This is a genomic window from Lysinibacillus sp. C5.1, assembly GCF_016350185.1.
GTDB classification, from domain to species: Bacteria; Bacillota; Bacilli; order Bacillales_A; family Planococcaceae; genus Lysinibacillus; species Lysinibacillus sphaericus.
In genome coordinates this window covers 210,990-231,690 of record NZ_CP066226.1, presented here as the reverse complement: position 1 = coordinate 231,690, position 20,701 = coordinate 210,990, and the positions used below count along the sequence as shown (strand labels likewise).

Genomic DNA, 20,701 nt, shown 5'->3' with positions numbered 1-20,701 from the left:
AAACCCTATTTCGTTATTAAGCCTATAAAAAACTTAAAAAAATAAATGTGTTTGTTACAATTTCAATGTCGTTTTATCCAGTTTTCAAAGAACAAATTCACTACCTGTTTCTACTTCTTCGCAGATTTGCGACGAAAGCGTAGCGACAGGAGCACGGTTTTGAAGTATTTCATCGTAATGATGAACCTTCAAAACTGAACGCAAAACGTAATCTTACAAACCCAAGGTTTGTATTCCGAAAATATCCTTAGAAAGGAGGTGATCCAGCCGCACCTTCCGATACGGCTACCTTGTTACGACTTCACCCCAATCATCTATCCCACCTTCGGCGGCTGGCTCCAAAAGGTTACCTCACCGACTTCGGGTGTTACAAACTCTCGTGGTGTGACGGGCGGTGTGTACAAGGCCCGGGAACGTATTCACCGCGGCATGCTGATCCGCGATTACTAGCGATTCCGGCTTCATGTAGGCGAGTTGCAGCCTACAATCCGAACTGAGAACGACTTTATCGGATTAGCTCCCTCTCGCGAGTTGGCAACCGTTTGTATCGTCCATTGTAGCACGTGTGTAGCCCAGGTCATAAGGGGCATGATGATTTGACGTCATCCCCACCTTCCTCCGGTTTGTCACCGGCAGTCACCTTAGAGTGCCCAACTAAATGATGGCAACTAAGATCAAGGGTTGCGCTCGTTGCGGGACTTAACCCAACATCTCACGACACGAGCTGACGACAACCATGCACCACCTGTCACCGTTGTCCCCGAAGGGAAAACCATATCTCTACAGTGGTCAACGGGATGTCAAGACCTGGTAAGGTTCTTCGCGTTGCTTCGAATTAAACCACATGCTCCACCGCTTGTGCGGGCCCCCGTCAATTCCTTTGAGTTTCAGTCTTGCGACCGTACTCCCCAGGCGGAGTGCTTAATGCGTTAGCTGCAGCACTAAGGGGCGGAAACCCCCTAACACTTAGCACTCATCGTTTACGGCGTGGACTACCAGGGTATCTAATCCTGTTTGCTCCCCACGCTTTCGCGCCTCAGTGTCAGTTACAGACCAGATAGTCGCCTTCGCCACTGGTGTTCCTCCAAATCTCTACGCATTTCACCGCTACACTTGGAATTCCACTATCCTCTTCTGCACTCAAGTCTCCCAGTTTCCAATGACCCTCCACGGTTGAGCCGTGGGCTTTCACATCAGACTTAAGAAACCACCTGCGCGCGCTTTACGCCCAATAATTCCGGACAACGCTTGCCACCTACGTATTACCGCGGCTGCTGGCACGTAGTTAGCCGTGGCTTTCTAATAAGGTACCGTCAAGGTACAGCCAGTTACTACTGTACTTGTTCTTCCCTTACAACAGAGTTTTACGAACCGAAATCCTTCTTCACTCACGCGGCGTTGCTCCATCAGGCTTTCGCCCATTGTGGAAGATTCCCTACTGCTGCCTCCCGTAGGAGTCTGGGCCGTGTCTCAGTCCCAGTGTGGCCGATCACCCTCTCAGGTCGGCTACGCATCGTTGCCTTGGTGAGCCGTTACCTCACCAACTAGCTAATGCGCCGCGGGCCCATCCTATAGCGACAGCCGAAACCGTCTTTCAGTTTTGTCCCATGAGGGACAAAAGATTATTCGGTATTAGCCCCGGTTTCCCGGAGTTATCCCAAACTATAGGGTAGGTTGCCCACGTGTTACTCACCCGTCCGCCGCTAACGTCAAAGGAGCAAGCTCCTTCTCTGTTCGCTCGACTTGCATGTATTAGGCACGCCGCCAGCGTTCGTCCTGAGCCAGGATCAAACTCTCCATAAAAGAAATTTGATTAGCTCAAATTGTTTTGCTGGCATCAATTTTGATGTCCAAAATTTTGTTTTGTTCACTAACGAAGTTAGCTAGTAAAAACTATATTGATTACGTTTTGCTTGTTCAGTTTTCAAGGTTCATTTTGTCACCGTTTGTTTTTAGCGACTTTTACATAATAACATTTTCTTTTTTGGTTGTCAACAAGTTTTTTATAACTTTTTATCTTCTTTCAGAAGCGACAACTTTTATATCATACTATTTACAAACATTCTTGTCAACACTTTTTTGTAATGTTTTTAAGAAGTTTGTGTTATTAATGTTACGTCGTCTTAGCGACAAGTAATAATTTATCATGATTCTATAACCTTTGCAAGTGTTTTTTCTATAAAAATATCAAATTATATTAAATACCTTTATATAATTATACTTTATAAATTAGAAAATCGAAAACCTTCCTATATATACGCCCAATTTTTTTATTGTCCTATTAATTCTACTTTCTTTCTAAAACGCGCATCTTTCTTTACTCGAATGCCTAGCTTTACATAAAGGATTATTCCTAAAATAAATAAGTTCTTTTATAAAACAAACCTCATCCCTCTTTCTCGTTTTCATTATAGAAATTTCTATTTGCTTTAAATCTAATGCCATTGCTTTTCGCTTTCCACTGTAGCTTAACTAACACTACAGTGGAAAACAGCAAGAAACTAAACAAAAATACAAATTCTAAAATGGAAAGAAAAATGGCACTGCAAGCATCATCACAATAAACATAATAACTTGTAAAGGTACGCCAATCTTTACAAAATCCATAAATTTATAGCCACCAGCAGTCATAACTAACGCATTAGTAGGTGAGGCAATTGGCGTGGCAAACGCCATACTTGCTGCTACCGCTACACCAATCATAAAGGTTGTAGGATTTGCATCCATTGCAATCGCTGCGTTCATAGCAATGGGTGCAAACAAAACAGCGGTTGCGGTATTACTAATAAATTGACCAAAAATAACTGTCAGTACATAAATACCTATCAATACCCCGTAAGGACCGTATTTACCAAGAACATCAATGATGCCGTTGGATAAAATAACCATGCCCCCTGTTTTCTCTAATGCTGTAGCCATCGGAAGCATTGCCGCAACGAGTACAATACTTTCAAAATTCATATTGTTATACGCATCTTCCATATTCCGCAAACAGCCAGTTATAATCATCAATACTGCCCCAACCATAACGGAAATAACAACAGGGAATACTTCAAAAGCCATGAGCCCAATCATTAAAAGCATAATCGCACCAGCTATTCCTGCTTTACCAGTTGCCGCTGCAACACTCGCATGCTCTTTCGGTTGACCGACAACAACAACGTCCTGTGTCTCTCGAGCAAGCACTAATATTTCATCCCATGCGCCTTGTACTAAGATGGCATCTCCAAATTTCAACTTATGCGTCACCATATCTTGAAGCTTATAGCCACCTCTATGGTTAATGCCAATAATATTGAGATTATACTTTTCTCGGAATCCTAGTGAACTGACCGTCTCATTAATAAAACTTGAATTTGGCGTTAATAGCACTTCCGCAATACCAAGATGCTTTGTTACCAACTCATCCGCTTCATTCTCAGTCAATTCTTGCATCACTAAACCGTAATCTGCAGTTAAATTACCAATCGCCCCTTCCTCACCTTGTACATAGAGCTCATCTAAAGCATGGATTACACTCGTTGGGCCTGCCATTTCTTGATAGGTCATCGGGAGTAAATTGATTCCATCTTGTGATTTACGGTGAATTTTCATCATACAAAGTCCATATTTTGCGGGAAGCTTTAATTCTGCCAGTGATGTTCCTATAATTGTAGAATCCTCAGGTACAAACACCTTAAATAATCGATTGTTTAAATCATATTGCTTCATAATTTTCTTTGGCGAGAGCTTATAGCCAGTAGATGTTTGCGTTCTTTTTTTATCATTTGGTAACAGAATATTACGCACAAGCACCAAATATAAAATACCGACAATCATCCCAACTAGGCCAATAGGCGTCACCTCAAAAAACCCAAGCTTCGGATAGCCTTGATCGACTAAAAGCTGGCTGACAATTAAATTGGGCGGGGAAGCAATTAATGTCATTAAGCCCGATAAACTAGCGACATAAGATAGTGGTAATAAAAACTTTGAAGGACTTTCCTTCATACTAATCGCGATGCTGACAACAATCGGCATCATCAAAGCAACTGTACCCGTATTACTCATAAAAGCACCTACAGAGCCTACAATAATGAGCAATAGGATAAATAACTTGAGCTCGCTATTACCTGACCATTTCAATAATAGTTGTCCAGCCATTGCTGCAAGACCCGTACGCAAAATACCAGCACCAACTACAAAAAGGCCAGCAATCATTAGCACAACCGAATTTGAAAAGCCTGCCAAAGCCTCTGCTGGCGTTAAAATATTAGCGATAACAAATGCGAGAAGAGAGACAATAGCAACAAAATCTGCACGCACTCGATTCGTCATAAATACAATAATCGTCATTCCTAAAATAAGAAATGTTAATGTTAGCTGCACGCAAAGCATTCCTTTCTAACTATAGTAACAACTACATTCTATACGAAAAAAAGCATAAATATCGGAATTATCCCTATTTATGCTTTTTCTGTAATATTTAATTGGTAAATATATGCACAAATGAGATTAATCGTTCACCAAAACTCTTTATTTATTACAAAAGAATACCATGACGCATTACAACTTGCCCTTTTTTAATTACCGTATCGGTATGATTCATGCCGTAAAAGTATTGTAGCTGTTTGTAATTGGCAACATCCAATATAATAACATCCGCTTGTTTACCCGCTTCAAGCGTACCAATCTGGTGGCCTCTGTTCAATGCATGCGCAGCATTAATGGTCGTAGCAGTGATTACTTCCTCTAATGTCAACCCCATATGCATACAAGCTAAATTCATTATAAATGGCAAACTCATTGTCGGCGAAGAGCCCGGGTTAAAGTCTGTTGAGATGGCTACTGGCACTCCTTCATCAATCATTAACCTGCCTCTAGCAAACGGTGCGCGTAAGAAGAAGGCAGTGCCAGGTAGCAAGACGGCAATCGTTCCTGCTTCAGCCATATTTTGAATACCTTCATCCGAAGCAACTAACAAATGCTCTGCCGAGATAGCTCCCACATCAGCGGCTAATTCCGCACCGTTATACGGCTCTATTTCATCAGCATGAATTTTCGGTGTTAGTCCAAGCGCTTTACCCGCCTCTAAAATGCGTCTAGATTGCGCTGGTGTAAATACGCCTTTTTCACAAAACACATCATTGAATTCTGCAAGCTCTAATGCCGACACTTTTGGCAGCATATCATTAATAATAACGTCGACAAATTCATCTTCTCGTCCTTTAAAATCGCGTGGTACCGCATGTGCGCCCATAAAGGTACTGATGACATCTACCACATGTGTGTCCTGTAGCTTTTTAGCTACTTCCAGTTGTTTCTTTTCCGTTTCCCAATCCAGACCGTAACCTGACTTCGCTTCCACAGTAGTCACACCATGCTTTAAAAAAACATCTAAATGGTGCATCGTTTTTTCATATAACACTTCAAAACTTGTTTCTCGTGTGCGCTTTGTTGTAGCATGAATGCCTCCACCTGCATTCATAATGTCCATATAAGTGGAACCGTTAAGTCGCATATTAAATTCCTGCTCACGTGTACCGCCATGCACTAAATGTGTATGGCAATCCACAAGACCTGGCATGACAATCTTTCCAGATGCATCTATAACCTCTGCTTCCTCCACTAAATGAGGGAAATCTATAACTAACTGCTCGTAAGCCCCGACAGCGACAACCTGACTTCCCGCTACGAGCACACTTCCCTTTTCTACAACGGCAATCTCTCGCATTTGTTCTTTTATTCGAGGCCCTTGTAAAGCGCTTTTCAAAGTAATGACTTCATTTGCATTTTTAATTAAAAGGGTCATTTCACATCATCCTTTAACATTGGCATATGGACACCTTTATTCTTTGCTGTATTGATAGCAATGTCATAACCTGCATCTGCATGCCGAACAATGCCCATTCCAGGGTCTGAAATCAACACGCGCGCTATTTTCTCAGCCGCTAATGTTGATCCATCAGCAACTAACACTTGACCTGCATGCTGTGAGTAGCCCATTCCTACACCGCCACCATGGTGAACACTTACCCAGCTAGCTCCACTCGCTGTGTTAACAAGTGCGTTTAAAATCGGCCAATCGGATACTGCATCTGACCCATCCAACATTCCTTCTGTTTCACGGTTGGGAGAAGCCACCGAGCCAGAGTCTAAATGATCCCGTCCGAAAACAATTGGTGCAGACAACTCGCCATTTGCCACCATTTCATTTACCTTCAATGCAAAGCGATGGCGATCACCATACCCTAACCAGCAAATACGTGCAGGTAGTCCCTGCCATTTCACCATTTTTTGCGCCATATCAATCCAATTGACAAGACCTTCATCTTCAGCAAACATTTCTTTCGCTAAAGCATCTGTTTTATAAATATCTTCCGGATTACCAGAAAGTGCTGCCCAACGGAACGGCCCCTTACCTTCACAAAACAATGGACGAATATACGCTGGTACAAAGCCTGGGAAGTCAAAAGCATTTGTCACACCCATCTCTTTTGCGTAAGCACGAATATTATTACCGTAATCAAATACTTCAGCACCCGCCTGTTGAAATTCAAGCATTGTACGAACATGCTCTGCCATCGTTTCTTTCGCCTTATGCTCATACGTTTTGACATCATTTTTCCGTAACGCTAACGCTTCTTCAAACGTCATACCATTCGGTACATAGCCATTGATAGGGTCATGCGCAGATGTTTGGTCTGTCACAAAATCTGGAATGATACCTCGGTTTAACAATTCACGGTTAACATCTGCACAGTTGCCAACTAGCCCAATTGACGCTGGCTCCCGTTGAGCACGGAGTTGATTGACTAATGCCACCGCTTCATCTACTGTCTCAACAAGATAATCACAGTAGCCTTCTTTTATTTTTCGTTCAATACGAGCACGTTCCACTTCAACTACTAAAATGACTGCCCCTGCCATTTTCCCAGCTAAAGGCTGTGCACCACTCATACCACCCATACCACCAGTAAGAATGAATTTCCCGCGTAAGTCCGCACTACCAAACACTTTCTTTCCAGCCTCTACAAACGATAAATATGTGCCTTGTAAAATACCTTGAGCACCAATATATATCCAACTACCAGCAGTCATTTGACCGTACATCATTAAATCACGGTCCTCTAGCTCATAGAAATGCTCCCAATTGGACCATGCAGGCACTAAGTTTGAATTGGCGATTAAAACGCGTGGTGCATGTTCATGCGTGCGGAAGACAGCTACTGGCTTACCCGATTGAATAAGCAATGTTTCATCATTCTCTAATTCTTTTAAAGAAGCAATGATTTGTTCATAGCTTTGCCAATTTCGCGCCGCTTTTCCTATTCCTCCATACACAATAAGCTCATCAGGATTTTCTGCAACTTCAGGATCTAGATTATTCATCAGCATGCGCATCGCCGCTTCCTGTGTCCAACCTTTACATGTTATTTCATTCCCTCTTGGTGCACGAATATTAGTTTTATATACCATTAAAAACACGCTCCTTTAAAATAGTAAAAATGCTATTGGTGTTACAATAATTAAAGATAAGACGACACGCTCAAACCAAATCAGCAAGATTTCACGCAATGTCAATGGAATTTCTGATGATAAGATCAGTGGAATTACAGCAGAAAAGAATAATATTGAAGAAATAGATACGACAGACACAATAAATTTCGTTATCAATGTTGCTTGTGTGACAACAAGTGCTGGTAAAAACACTTCCGCCAACGATAAAGACAATGCTTTTGCTGTTAAAAATGGTTCTGGAACTTGTAATACATATGTAAAAGGAACAAAAATATACGCAAGCCAATCAAAAACAGGCGTATATGTTGCGAGTACAAGCCCTAGAAGACCAATTGATAAAATAGAAGGCATAACAGCCATTGCCATCACAAGGCCATCCTTTAAATTCATCCATAAAATTTTTGCTAACGGCGGATTTTGCTCAACCGCCACCATCGCTTGACGCCACGCTTCTTTAAAACGTTTTTGCATTACTATTTTTTCTGGCATCGGTGTCGAGCCTGCAAAGTATTCATCCTTCATTGAACGCAGTGGATACATACGTGCTGTTATTGCCGTAACTAGAAATGTCACAACGAGCGATACCCAAAAAAATGTATTCCAATGTGGCATAATATCGAGCGTGCTCGCAATGACAACCATAAATGTGGCAGATACAGTTGAAAAGCCTGTTGCAATAATTGCGGCATCCTTCGCTGTATAACGACCTTCCATATAGACACGGTTCGTTAAAAGTAACCCGACTGAATAACTCCCAACAAATGAGGCTACTGCATCTACTGCCGAACGGCCCGGCGTCTTAAAAATAGGTTGCATAAAACGCTGTGTTAAAACACCAATAAATTCAAGTAACCCAAAGCTAACAAGAATAGCTAAAAATAAAGAGCCTATCGGAATAAGTACCCCTACTGGCTTAATTAGTTTCTCCATTAAGTAAGGGCCGATATTTTCATTGGCAAGCCATGCAGGAGCAACATTAAAAATTAGCAAAACCCCAGCTACCATTCCACCCACTTTAAAAATTGACAACAGCATATCGAGTGACGACTTTTTCCACCTATAAGAAATAAATGGATAGATTGCTCCTCCAACAAGCATCATAACCACATAAACAGTGACAAGCGAGGGTGCTTCTGTACGAATATAATTCACAATATGATCGATTAGAATTGTGTTTTTTCCATGCCATTCAAACGAAATGAAAAAGCTGAATATTCCGACTAAGCTACAGATAACCATTTTTATAATTGAGGAAACTCTAAATGACGAGTCGTGCCTCAACGCCTGTTGCTTATAATCCATCCCCGTCCTCCTTGCTTATTTATAGCAAATCAGTCACCCAATAGTGCCCACCAAATTCATTTAAGTAAAAGAACTTGGCGGGAACATAAAGGATGTTATGCAAGAAGCTTAAATGCTCTCATCTAATAGAACATCACTTGCTAATAAGTACTTCGCTAATGCTTCAATTTCGTCACCAATAGGTTGATCTGCCAATAAAGGCGGACAGAATTCACGCACTTTTTCTAAATACTTTCTTGTTGTTGGCGATAACTGCTCTTCCGCCTTATCTAGATGGATAGCTTGCGACGCACAAATCATTTCTATTGCAATAACCCGAGCTGCATTGTGGACAATTTGTCGCACTTGACGAGCGGATGTTGTCCCCATACTGACATGATCTTCTTGATTGCCTGATGTAGGTATCGAATCCACACTTGAAGGATGTGCTAGCACTTTGTTTTCTGACACAATCGATGCAGCTGTATATTGTGCAATCATCAGTCCACATTCAATACCAGGATTTGTTGCTAAAAATGGTGGCAAACCATCATTAAGTTGCGGATTGACCATGCGCTCTGTACGTCTTTCGGAAATATTAGCCCATTCACTGACCCCAACCTTTAAAAAGTCCATAGCTAATGCTATAGGCTGACCGTGAAAATGACCTCCTGATAGAACTTCTCCATTTTCTAAAACGATAGGATTGTCTGTCGTAGCGTTCATCTCTATTTGCACACGCTGCTCCGCATAGAAAAATGATTGCCAAGATGCCCCGTGTACTTGGGGAATGCATCGCAGAGAATACGCATCCTGCATCCTTATTTCCCCCTGCTTGGTCACGCGTTTACTACCATCAAGCCATTTGCGAATACGCCCTCCTACCAACTCTAATTCTGGATGTGGTCTTACAGCTAATAGTGCCGGATCAAATGCAGACGTAATCCCTTTTAACGCCTCTAATGACAGACTCGCAGCCATATCCGCGGCAAGCCCAATACGCTCCGCCTCGTTTAATGTCAAAACGCCAATACCAGTCATTGCTTGCGTACCATTTACTAGCGCCAATCCTTCCTTTGCCTGTAATCGCACAGGTGTTAAGCCTGCTTTCTGTAATGCGATGTCACCTGACACAAGCTCGCCCTTAAATTCAGCTTTCCCTTCACCTACAAGCACTAATGCTAAATGCGATAATGGTGCTAAATCTCCACTTGCTCCAACTGATCCTTGGGATGGCACGATTGGATGTACCCCTTTATTGATGCAGTCTAGCAATAATTGCAATGTTTCTTGTCGAATACCAGAAAACCCACGTGCTAATGCATTTGCGCGTAAAATCATCATCGCACGCACGACATCCGTTGGAAATGGTTCGCCAACACCTGTAGCATCTGAACGAAGTAAATTTAATTGCAGTAACTCAATATCTGATTCTTCAATTCGTATATTACTTAACTTGCCAAACCCAGTATTGACACCGTAAATTACTTGCCCCTCTGCTAAGCGTTTTTCAATTCTTTCTCTACTTGCTCGAACGCGTTCCGTACTGTCAGCAGATAATACGACCGAAGCCTGCCCCCTCACGATTTTCTCAATTTGTTGCCTTGTTAACGTATTGCCATCAAGTTCGATGATTGTTTGCATACGATATCCCCCTATCCTTAACAGCTTATGTAAATGTATTTGTATAAAAAAAGAATTTCTCTATATCCATTGTACAAACTACTTTTTTCAGAAAATATAGAATTTTAAAAGAGAAAACAGGAATTATTTCAGATTTTTATGTTATTTTTAATAATATAATCGTATTTTTTTACGAAACAAGATTTTTTTAAGAAAGGCTGATTTAAATGAAATTATTATTAATTGATCGAGATCTTACGGAACTTTCGGGCATTCGTTGGTTTTTGCATACATACTTTCCAGGAGATTTATCAATTGAGATGTGCACGACTATTTCCGAGGCCGCAAAAAGCATTCAACAATTTGTACCAGAAGTTATTTTGTTAAATATCGACATGCTACCGAATAATCGTTTAACGGCTCTTTACGGGCTTTTACAAAAACACTCAGGCAAAATCCTAGCCATCACCACAGAGCCGTTATTTAAAAACGCATTAAAAGCAATAGATTTACAGGTGGCGCATCTTTTTGTAAAACCAATTGATTTAGAAGTTTTAAAGCAAAAGCTTAGTGCTATTTCGCTTCATACACCTCAAATCCCAAAAGTTAGTGCTGATGCTAAAGGTGAATCTTTTTACTATCAATTATTTTTAGAGAACACAACTAACTCATTAACAACCGATATGCAGTTCACAATGATTGAACCTGAGCATCCAGAAACATTAAATAAATTGTTCATTTGGCTTCAACAAACACCGATTTATTATCAAATGAGCATTTATCCGTTATCAGGTGCAATCATTTGCCTCTTTCAAACAAGCGATTTAAAAATTATTGAAAAAGATATAAGAACCTTGCTAAAGGAATGGCAAATGACGAATAACGGCGCTCTGAATATCGGCGTTTATGATGGTGCGCCGACAACTTTAAAAGAAATGTATGCATTAACAAAGCGAGCCCTACTGCAAAGCTTTTATGAAGGCTACGGCCATATTTTTTATGCAACGAAACAATACCAAACACACCCTCTCGACCCTTTACTGACACCAGAGGAGCAACAACTACTTATTAAAAGTTTAGAGGAAGGTAATATTGAAGCAGTAAAAACGTTCTTATATCGCTTATCAAATGGAGGTATCTATTACGAGCAAGATGATTTGCGCATCCACCTTACCAGTGTACTGGCGCAAATCCGCCGATTTATGCTGAAATACAAACTGCATGAAAAAGCTGCTATCGAGCAAAATTATCGCCAACTTTTTCATTTGATTATTGAACACCCTATATTCTATACAATTCTCAATGGCATTATTTTATTCACACAGCGACTTATTGAATTGGCACGTGAAGCTCGAATGGAGAAAAAAGCGGACTATATAGAATTAGCTTTGGAAATAATCGATCATCAATATCATAATCATGAACTATCCTTACCATTTATCGCGAATAAGTTAGGGATTAGCCCCAATTATTTAAGTACAATATTTTCACAAAAACAAGGCCAGCCATTCAAACGCTATTTACAGCAAGTTCGGATTCAAAATTCAACTAAAATGCTTATTGAAACCGATTTTGCCATTAGTGAAATTGCGCTGTTAAATGGCTTTGATGATCCGAATTATTTCAGCAAATTATTCAAACAGTTCATAGGGACTACACCTAACCGCTATCGAAAAGGATGGAAAAATCAAGGAGGCATTATCCAATCGTAATTTTCATTTAGACTACCTTATTTTCAATATCAATATTAAATAAGAAGGATTCCCAAATATACTTTGTCTTTAATCTTATATACTTGCAAATCACTTATTCCTTTAAAATAACCGTAAAAACTATAAAAACAGTGAAAATATTCTAAAAAAATATGTATATTGGTTGAAAGCTATGCATATATTTATAGTTTATACATTGCTATATAAATTCTTTAACAATAATTATTATAATGTACTAGCAATTCTATTTTATATTTGTTATAGTTATTTACGAGGAGTTTGACTCACAATATTTTTCAGGAGGTAAACTAATATGACAAACGCAAATGATCGTAGCCGTCGTTTCACAACAGCAGGTGGTGCTCCAGTAGTAAGCAACCACGACTCTATGTCTGCAGGTCCTCGTGGTCCACTTTTACTTCAAGATGTATGGTTAGTTGAAAAATTAGCAAACTTCAACCGTGAAGTTATTCCGGAGCGCCGTATGCATGCTAAAGGTTCAGGAGCATTCGGTACATTCACTGTGACACATGATATTTCTCAATATACGAAAGCTAAAATCTTCTCTGAAATCGGGAAGAAAACACCAATGTTCGCTCGTTTCTCAACTGTAGCGGGAGAACGCGGTGCTGCAGATGCAGAGCGCGATATTCGAGGCTTTGCATTGAAATTCTATACAGAAGAAGGTAACTGGGATTTAGTTGGTAATAACACACCTGTATTCTTCTTCCGTGATCCGTTACACTTTACAGATTTAAACCACGTAGTAAAACGCGATCCACGCACAAATATGAAAAACGCAAACTCTAACTGGGATTTCTGGACTTTATTACCAGAAGCGTTACACCAAATTACAATTGTTATGTCTGACCGTGGTATTCCAACAGGTTATCGTAATATGCATGGTTTCGGCTCACACACTTACAGCTTCATCAATGCACAAAATGAGCGTGTATGGGTGAAATTCCACTTCCGTACAGAGCAAGGCATTAAAAACTTAACAGGTGCTGAAGCAGCTGAAATTATCGGTAAAGACCGCGAATCTTCACAACGTGACTTGTACGAAGCTATCGAACGAGGCGATTTCCCAAAATGGAAAATGTACATTCAAGTCATGACAGAAGAACAAGCGCGTGAATTACCTTATAACCCATTCGACTTAACAAAAGTTTGGTACAAAAAAGACTTCCCACTAATTCCAGTTGGCGAATTCGAGTTAAATAAAAACCCTGATAACTACTTTGCAGAAGTAGAACAATCATCGTTTGCACCATCTAACATTGTGCCTGGTATCAGCTACTCTCCAGACAAAATGTTACAAGCTCGTATTTTTGCATACGCAGATGCAGCTCGCTATCGCTTAGGCGTAAACCACCACAGTCTGCCTGTAAACGCACCAAAATGCCCATTCCGTTCATTCCACCGCGATGGCGCTATGCGTTTTGATGGCAATCTCGGTTCTACATTAAGCTATGAACCAAACAGCTATGGTGAATGGGAGCACAATCTAGACTATAAAGAGCCACCATTACGTATTGATGGTCATGCTGATATCCACGACTTCCGAGAAGATGACAATAACTACTTCGAACAACCAGGTAAATTATTCCGTCTGTTATCTGCGGAAGAGCAACAACGCTTATTCGAAAATACAGCAAATGATATGGCTTCAGTTGAAGAATTCATCAAACGTCGCCACATCTTACACTGCTATTTAGCTGACCCTGCATATGGTGAGGGTGTAGCGAAAGCAATGGGTCTATCATTAGAAGGTATGGATCTTTCAAATCCGTATGTAAAAAAAGAAGTAAAACAAGTAGCAAACATCTAATATTCCCCTATATTGATATCCAATAATACTTGCAGTCATTGGCAAGTAGACAAAAGGTAGCGAGAATGCGCATTTCTCGATGCCTTTTGTCATTTTTACTTCGTTATTTTGCTAGTCCCAATAAGCTTTATAACAAGTAGCTACATTGGAAGACTATCGTACATATTTCAATCTTCCTTCGTTCTAAAGCTTTCGCATCTGTCACTTAGACTATCTTTACCGTTTACTATTCAGTAGATTGGCGTAAGCTGCCTCAACTGACTTAAAGGTAACTCCCCCACTCACTGAAAAAGTAATATGCAGTGGAATTCATTTTTTATTGTTTCCTTTTACTATGTATATCTGTCATCGTCATATAGGTGTTCTTGTATACCATTTATATGAAAATTCCACAACTTTGTACTGTTCTTATTCCTAATGTCGCTAAAATTTTTTAGGCATTGATACGTGACAACTATTACAAAACTGGAATGGAGGAAAAAAGATGTCGATTCGAATGAAACTATATATTGGATTTAGTACAATCATTCTTTTATTACTAACTATTTCCTCAATCGCTTACTACCAACTGAATCACATTAATAATTTAAATAAAGACTTATTTGAAAACCGTGTTTATAAGCTGATTCAAGTCGATAAAATTGTCATTGCTTCTTCAATGCAGAGCAACTATCTTCGTTCATATATTCTCGAACCCAATGAAGCAACCATTAAAAACCTCGAGGACCAAGAAAAGTTGATTCAAGACAAGGTGGAAGAGCTAGATAGCTTATTCACTTCAGAAACGACACAAAAGCAAATGGAAGTTATTAAAGCCAATCAGGCGATTTTTGAAAAAGCAGCACTGGAGATTATTAATACATACAGTCCCGATAATTTACAACCTGCCATTGACATTCTTCGAACAAAAGCACGCCCTGCTGCTGCTGCAATCCAACAAGCCGCACATGAAATTGCATTTTATGAGGAAAGACAAGTACAGTTAGCACGTGCTGAGTCGTCAAAAGTGGAAACTATAAGCTCATCGATTATCTTAATTCTCGCTGCCTTTTCCACAAGTTTAGCCTTTCTCATCGCCTTCATTATGACAAGGATTATTACAAAGCCTGTCAATCGCCTAGCTAAGGCAGCAAATAACATTGCTACCGGTGATTTACGTCAAGAGGATGTGAAAGTAAAGACAAAAGATGAGATTCGAAAGTTAGCCGATTCATTTAATGTAATGAAAGCAAATTTGCGCTCTCTCATTGACAATATAGCGATCAATGTAGAACATACTACTACAAGTGCAGGAGAATTAGCCGCAAGCACTGACGACGTTACTTCTTCTTCAAATGACGTTGCTAAACGCGTAGAATTAATGGCTCGAGGCGGTAGTCAGGCTGTCATGACAGGGCAAGAAACCGCTATGGCCATGGACGAAACTGCACGTGGAGTCCAGCGCATCGCTGAAGCCACACAGATGCTTCATTCGAAAGCGCTTGATACACAAAGCGTTGCGACTAATGGTGAAAAGATGTTGCAAAAGACCGAAAATCAAATGATGGTTATTCAACAATCTTCAGATAAGACAAATGCGCTTATTAAACAGTTAAGTACGCAATCGACTGAGATTGAAAATATAACGAAAGTCATTACTGAAATTACCGATCAGACCAACCTACTAGCTTTGAATGCTGCCATCGAAGCAGTGCGGGCTGGCGAACATGGGCAAGGATTTGCTGTCGTGGCAGATGAAGTACGTAAATTAGCGGAGGAATCCAAAATATCAGCCAACCAAATCATTAACTTAATTAATGATATTCAGCAAAATACATTGGAAGTCGAAAAAGCGGTGAGCGTTACAGTACAAAATATTGATGAAGGCGTTTCTTACATTCAACATGCGCAAAACGCATTTAATGGCATTATGGGCGCAATTGAAGATATGGCATCCGAAATAGAAGACGTTTCTGCTTCTACTCAACAAATTTCTGCAAGTACTGAAGAGGTTGCTGCATCTGTCAATGAAATGTCTGCGGTAGCAAAAAACGTGGCAGAACAATCCGAAACGATTTCAAGCGCAATTGAAGAACAAACATCCACCATCCAAGAAATGAATGCTGTTGCACAATCTTTAAACGACGGGGCTACCACCCTTCAAGCACATATAAATAAATTTAAAGTCTAAAAAGCTAAGACAAAAAAGTGTTAGATTGATTGCAGTCAATCTAACACTTTTTGCTACTATGGTGAATCGGATGTTGTCCGCGGTTTATCGGTGATTTCTTTTGTTACTGATACAATCGGCTACCAGCTTTTTTAAACTCTTGAGCCTTTTCCTTCATTCCTTGATGGATAGCTTCTGTCGTATTTAAATCTTTTTCTTTAGCATAGTTACGAATATCTTGAGAAATTCTCATACTGCAAAACTTAGGGCCACACATTGAGCAGAAATGGGCTGTTTTTGCTCCCTCTGCGGGTAATGTTTCATCGTGGTATTCTACTGCTCGTTCTGGGTCTAATGATAAGTTAAACTGATCGCGCCAGCGGAACTCAAATCGCGCTTTGGATAGCGCATCATCTCTTTGTTGTGCCCCAGGGTGCCCTTTCGCTAAGTCAGCCGCGTGTGCCGCAATTTTATAGGTAATGACCCCTACACGAACATCTTCTCGATTTGGTAAGCCTAAATGTTCCTTCGGTGTCACATAACATAGCATCGCTGTGCCAAACCAGCCAATCATCGCTGCGCCAATGGCAGATGTAATATGGTCATAACCTGGCGCGATATCCGTTGTAAGAGGCCCCAATGTGTAAAAAGGTGCTTCTTTGCAAACTTCCAATTGTTTGTCCATATTTTCTTTAATGAGATGCATCGGTACGTGCCCAGGTCCCTCTACCATTACTTGTACATCGTGCTTCCATGCAATTTGCGTTAACTCTCCTAACGTATCAAGCTCCGCAAACTGTGCCTCATCATTGGCATCAGCAATTGAACCTGGGCGTAAACCATCCCCTAATGAAAAAGCAACATCATACGTTTTCATAATTTCACAAATTTCTTCAAAATGAGTATATAAGAAGTTTTCTTGGTGATGGAATAGGCACCATTGCGCCATAATCGAACCACCACGCGACACAATGCCCGTTACGCGATTAGCTGTGAGTGGTACGTAACGAAGCAATACGCCTGCATGAATCGTAAAGTAATCCACCCCTTGTTCAGCTTGCTCGATCAACGTATCACGATACACTTCCCATGTTAAATCCTCGGCTACACCATTGACCTTTTCGAGTGCCTGATAAATTGGCACAGTTCCTACAGGTACAGCTGCATTACGAATAATCCATTCGCGGGTTGTATGAATATGCTTGCCAGTAGATAGGTCCATTATATTATCTGCGCCCCATCGTGTAGCCCATGTCATTTTTTCAACTTCCTCTGCTATAGAGGAAGAAACAGCCGAATTACCAATATTGGCATTAATTTTGACATGAAAGTTTCGGCCAATAATCATCGGCTCTGCCTCTGGATGATTAATATTGGATGGCATAATGGCACGTCCTGCAGCAATTTCTGCACGTACAAATTCTGGTTCAACATGTTCACGAATCGCTACAAATTCCATTTCCGGGGTAATAATCCCTTGTCTTGCATAATGCAGTTGTGTCACGTTGCGACCTTTTTTTGCACGTAATGGTTTTCGGGAAAGCTCCGGAAAAACGTTTTCCTTCATACGAGGGTCGTCTGCTTTGCGGAAGCCATTATCCTCTGGTTTAATCGTCCGCCCTTCGTACTCCTCTACATCTCCACGCTCTTTTATCCACGCACTACGCAATGCAGGTAAACCTTTTGTAATATCCACTTTGTAAGTTGGATCCGTATAAGGACCGCTCGTATCATAAACACGTACTGGTGCATTATCTTCTTCTCCAAAACTACCCGTTGTTGGGCTTAGCTGAATTTCACGCATCGGTACTAAAATATCTGGGCGTGTTCGGGACTGACCCCGATATATAAGACAATAATCAAAAAAGCATTACTCAACCAGTTGTCGGTATTGAACCGGCGACTGGTTGTTTAGTTTCGTTTGAATTCGGTTATTGTTATAATAGTTTATATAGTCTTTGACAGTTTGTTCTACGATGGCCGTCGTAGTACTGTTCAAATTGTCTAAGTAGAATGTTTCAGACTTTAACACAGAATGAAACGATTCGATTGGGGCATTATCAGCGGGCGTACCTTTACGGGACATGCTCATGGTAATGCCTTTTGCTTTTACGGCCTGTTGATAATCATACGATGTGTATACCGCCCCTTGGTCACTGTGCAACGTACACCCTTCGGGCAAATGATGAAGTTGAGCTAATGTATCCAGCACAAAATCAGTATCTTGGCAGTCTCCAATCGAATAGGCAATAATTTCACCATTATATAAATCTTGAATACTTGAAAGATACAACTGTTTTTGACCAAATGGCAAGTAAGTAATATCAGTTACGAGCTTCTGTAACGGTGCGGTGGCTTCAAAATCGCGATTTAATAAATTTGCTGCGATTGCATAAGGTTGTCCTGTTCGTTTCCGTTTTTTCACTTTCACGCGACATTGCCAACCATATTTTTGCATGATACGTTGAACCACTTTATGATTGACGCACATTTCTTGACGTAAAAGTGCTGTAATTTTTCTGTAGCCATAGCGAAATTTATTTGCTCGACAGAGTTCACCGATACGTCTCTCTATTGCTTGACGAGACCTTGCATCGGTTGATGCCTGTTTCCAACGATAGTAGGTAGATCGTGCAATCCCAAAGTGTTTACAAATGTCCTTTACAGACATCATGCTTCTTAGTGACGCAACTAACTGTACAGCTACTTCTCCAACCACTTCCTCTCCAACTCTGCGTACTTTTTTAGCACCTCAATTTGTTGCTTTAAATAACGGTTTTCCAATGCTAATTTCGTTTGTTCATTGTCCGGTTCAGGACCCTTATTAAAGATATATTGTTTGCCTACAGGTTGTTTCAAACGATTGACTTCACCATTTCTATACCAACGCACCCATGTTTCGACCTGTGTTTTATGGCGTATATTTAATTCCAATAGAATCTGTTTGACAGGTACACCTGCTAATCGCATCTTAATCGCTTTCATTTTTACTTCATAGGGATAACTCACTCTTGTTCCCATAGAAAAAACACCTCCACATTGAAATTTAAGTATCTATACCCGAATTTCAATCGAAGATGCTTTTTTTATTTGTCTATACCTATTGGGGTCAGTTCCTTCCTTCTACATATACTTTTTTACTTCCGTCAAAACTTGTCATAATGGTAATGTTCTTTTCGCTAACTGTTGTCATATACTATTCCGCTCCCTTTTCCATAAATTTTCAAAAAGGACCGAATCTAGCTCACGCCAATAGGTAGCATTACAAATAAAAAAGCCGAATCCAAAAATATTGGATCCGGCTGTACATGTAAGGTTTATTTATCGCAAAAAATTCTAGGAGTGCGATGTTCATTAACTTTCCCACGCTGGTATGAGCCAGATCAGGTCCAAAGGGTCAAGAAACCTCTATGCGTTTCCCTCTCAGCCCGACTCATCGGACTCCCCTAGTTATAGCTATTAAGTTTGATGATAGTGTAACAGATTTTTCTAATAGATGGAAGTTATAATTAGATTTATCTTGCTATTATCCTCGAGTAATTACGTAAATAGCAGTTCTGCTAGATAAATGACAATTGTTACTGTTAGACAGCTAACAATCGTGGAAAAAAGAACCGTTTGCGCAGCAGTTGCCGACTCAACATCATATTCTAATGCCAAGCTAGAGCTATTGCGTGAGGTCGGAAATGCACTTGCAATGAAGAGTGACTGAGCGACAACACCATCTAAACCGAGGACAAAAATAATAAGCAATGCAACGGCTGGGCCTACTACTAGACGTGTAATGCAGCTAACAAACACCGTTTTATTGAACATGGACTTGATTTCAAGCTGTGATAGTTGTGCACCCAGTGTAATAAGCGCTACGGCAATAAAGCCATCAGCTACATGGTCAATAGGAATACGGATAAATTGTGGAATGCCAATATTAAAGAAATTCATTGCCACCCCTATTATAAGGGCATGAATAATGGGCATTTTCAGGAAGTCCTTTATGATCGCCATCCCTGATTTAGTCGAAGAGATTAAATTATATAAACCATATGTATAGGTCGTCATATTTTGAAAAATAACGAGAATCACTTGGATTGCCACCCCAATGGGCTGCGTTGCGAAAATCATTTGTGCAACTGGAATACCATAGTTGCCGGAGTTAATAAGGACAACACTATTTTTAAACACTGCCGTCTCTGTTTTCGCTAGACCAAGCCCCTTCGCTAAAAAATGACTAAGCACCATTTGACTGCCGATAAAGAGCACAATAAATAATGCCACTTCCCCCAGCACTGATAACTCCACACTTGTTTCATATAAATTCACAAATACCGCAGCTGGCATAAAACAATACGTAATGAGCTGAGATAATGCTTTTAAATTAAAAGAAAATTTCTTTTGTAAAAATGCACCAAGTACAAGCAACACTAAAATAGGGGCAACTATTTTAAAGAAAATCATACCGAGATACATCATGGAGGTGACCCCCTTTCATCTCTTTCTATAGTAAAACTGTTCACGACATGGGTCAATGCTCCCCCGCTAGTATAAGTTTACATAAAAAAGAACTGCCCCTTGCTAGGACAGCTCCTTTTTATGTTAGTAGGTTTT

Annotated in this window: 10 protein-coding genes, 1 rRNA gene, 1 pseudogene and 1 riboswitch; of the genes and pseudogenes, 3 read left to right on the top strand and 9 right to left on the bottom strand. The window is 40.4% G+C overall.

Annotated features, from left to right (window positions below):
- Window positions 1–251: 251 nt before the first annotated feature.
- From I5435_RS01035 to hutH, 6 genes are all read right to left on the bottom strand, one after another.
- A 16S ribosomal RNA gene (locus tag I5435_RS01035) occupies window positions 252–1,803 on the bottom strand.
- A 717-nt stretch (window positions 1,804–2,520) separates the two neighbouring features.
- Window positions 2,521–4,377, bottom strand: a complete 1,857-nt coding sequence (locus I5435_RS01030) for an SLC13 family permease (protein ID WP_337983089.1) — start codon at window positions 4,375–4,377, stop codon at window positions 2,521–2,523.
- A 145-nt stretch (window positions 4,378–4,522) separates the two neighbouring features.
- The gene (gene hutI / locus I5435_RS01025; protein WP_337983088.1) at window positions 4,523–5,791 is read right to left on the bottom strand and encodes an imidazolonepropionase; all 1,269 of its coding nucleotides are present in this window, start codon (window positions 5,789–5,791) and stop codon (window positions 4,523–4,525) included.
- Complete coding sequence (gene hutU, locus I5435_RS01020; RefSeq protein WP_229388246.1) at window positions 5,788–7,458, bottom strand: urocanate hydratase; 1,671 nt, start codon at window positions 7,456–7,458, stop codon at window positions 5,788–5,790. The genes hutI and hutU overlap by 4 nt, the downstream gene beginning before the upstream one ends.
- A gap of 15 nt (window positions 7,459–7,473) precedes the next feature.
- Window positions 7,474–8,802: a YjiH family protein gene (locus I5435_RS01015; RefSeq protein WP_337983087.1), complete on the bottom strand. Its 1,329-nt coding sequence runs from the start codon at window positions 8,800–8,802 to the stop codon at window positions 7,474–7,476.
- 108 nt (window positions 8,803–8,910) lie between these two features.
- Window positions 8,911–10,425 (bottom strand): histidine ammonia-lyase, encoded by a 1,515-nt coding sequence (hutH, locus tag I5435_RS01010; RefSeq protein WP_024360744.1) that lies wholly within the window; start codon window positions 10,423–10,425, stop codon window positions 8,911–8,913.
- Between the two features lie 206 nt (window positions 10,426–10,631).
- On the opposite strand from hutH, the gene I5435_RS01005 reads away from it, so the two are divergent.
- The 3 genes from I5435_RS01005 to I5435_RS00995 all read left to right on the top strand — a co-directional run bounded on the left by I5435_RS01005 (window position 10,632) and on the right by I5435_RS00995 (window position 16,117).
- On the top strand, window positions 10,632–12,116 hold the full coding sequence (locus I5435_RS01005) for a helix-turn-helix domain-containing protein (protein WP_025218385.1): 1,485 nt from the start codon (window positions 10,632–10,634) through the stop codon (window positions 12,114–12,116).
- A gap of 313 nt (window positions 12,117–12,429) precedes the next feature.
- The gene (locus I5435_RS01000; protein ID WP_024360746.1) at window positions 12,430–13,947 is read left to right on the top strand and encodes a catalase; all 1,518 of its coding nucleotides are present in this window, start codon (window positions 12,430–12,432) and stop codon (window positions 13,945–13,947) included.
- A gap of 484 nt (window positions 13,948–14,431) precedes the next feature.
- Window positions 14,432–16,117, top strand: coding sequence for a methyl-accepting chemotaxis protein (locus I5435_RS00995; protein WP_337983086.1), 1,686 nt, complete (start codon window positions 14,432–14,434; stop codon window positions 16,115–16,117).
- A gap of 103 nt (window positions 16,118–16,220) precedes the next feature.
- Here the strand turns inward: I5435_RS00995 and thiC are convergent.
- From thiC to I5435_RS00980, 3 genes and pseudogenes are all read right to left on the bottom strand, one after another.
- Window positions 16,221–17,915 (bottom strand): annotated as a pseudogene (thiC, locus tag I5435_RS00990) (phosphomethylpyrimidine synthase ThiC); the annotation flags it as partial.
- Window positions 17,916–17,966: 51 nt separating this feature from the next.
- Window positions 17,967–19,117 (bottom strand): IS3 family transposase gene (locus I5435_RS00985; protein WP_337982902.1). Its coding sequence is split into 2 segments (ribosomal slippage): window positions 17,967–18,844 and window positions 18,844–19,117, totalling 1,152 coding nucleotides; the frame shifts between segments, so codons are not numbered across the junction.
- Window positions 19,118–19,439: 322 nt separating this feature from the next.
- Window positions 19,440–19,554: riboswitch (TPP riboswitch) on the bottom strand.
- Between the two features lie 82 nt (window positions 19,555–19,636).
- Window positions 19,637–20,566: an AEC family transporter gene (locus I5435_RS00980; RefSeq protein WP_024360749.1), complete on the bottom strand. Its 930-nt coding sequence runs from the start codon at window positions 20,564–20,566 to the stop codon at window positions 19,637–19,639.
- Window positions 20,567–20,701 lie beyond the last annotated feature (135 nt).

What these genes read in the sequence shown, in the direction of transcription:
- I5435_RS01030 (WP_337983089.1), bottom strand. Translation starts at nt 4,377, where the DNA reads ATGCTTTGCGTGCAGCTAACATTAACATTTCTTATTTTAGGAATGACG.
- hutI (WP_337983088.1), bottom strand. Translation starts at nt 5,791, where the DNA reads ATGACCCTTTTAATTAAAAATGCAAATGAAGTCATTACTTTGAAAAGC.
- hutU (WP_229388246.1), bottom strand. Translation starts at nt 7,458, where the DNA reads ATGGTATATAAAACTAATATTCGTGCACCAAGAGGGAATGAAATAACA.
- I5435_RS01015 (WP_337983087.1), bottom strand. Translation starts at nt 8,802, where the DNA reads ATGGATTATAAGCAACAGGCGTTGAGGCACGACTCGTCATTTAGAGTT.
- hutH (WP_024360744.1), bottom strand. Translation starts at nt 10,425, where the DNA reads ATGCAAACAATCATCGAACTTGATGGCAATACGTTAACAAGGCAACAA.
- I5435_RS01005 (WP_025218385.1), top strand. Translation starts at nt 10,632, where the DNA reads ATGAAATTATTATTAATTGATCGAGATCTTACGGAACTTTCGGGCATT.
- I5435_RS01000 (WP_024360746.1), top strand. Translation starts at nt 12,430, where the DNA reads ATGACAAACGCAAATGATCGTAGCCGTCGTTTCACAACAGCAGGTGGT.
- I5435_RS00995 (WP_337983086.1), top strand. Translation starts at nt 14,432, where the DNA reads ATGTCGATTCGAATGAAACTATATATTGGATTTAGTACAATCATTCTT.
- I5435_RS00980 (WP_024360749.1), bottom strand. Translation starts at nt 20,566, where the DNA reads ATGATGTATCTCGGTATGATTTTCTTTAAAATAGTTGCCCCTATTTTA.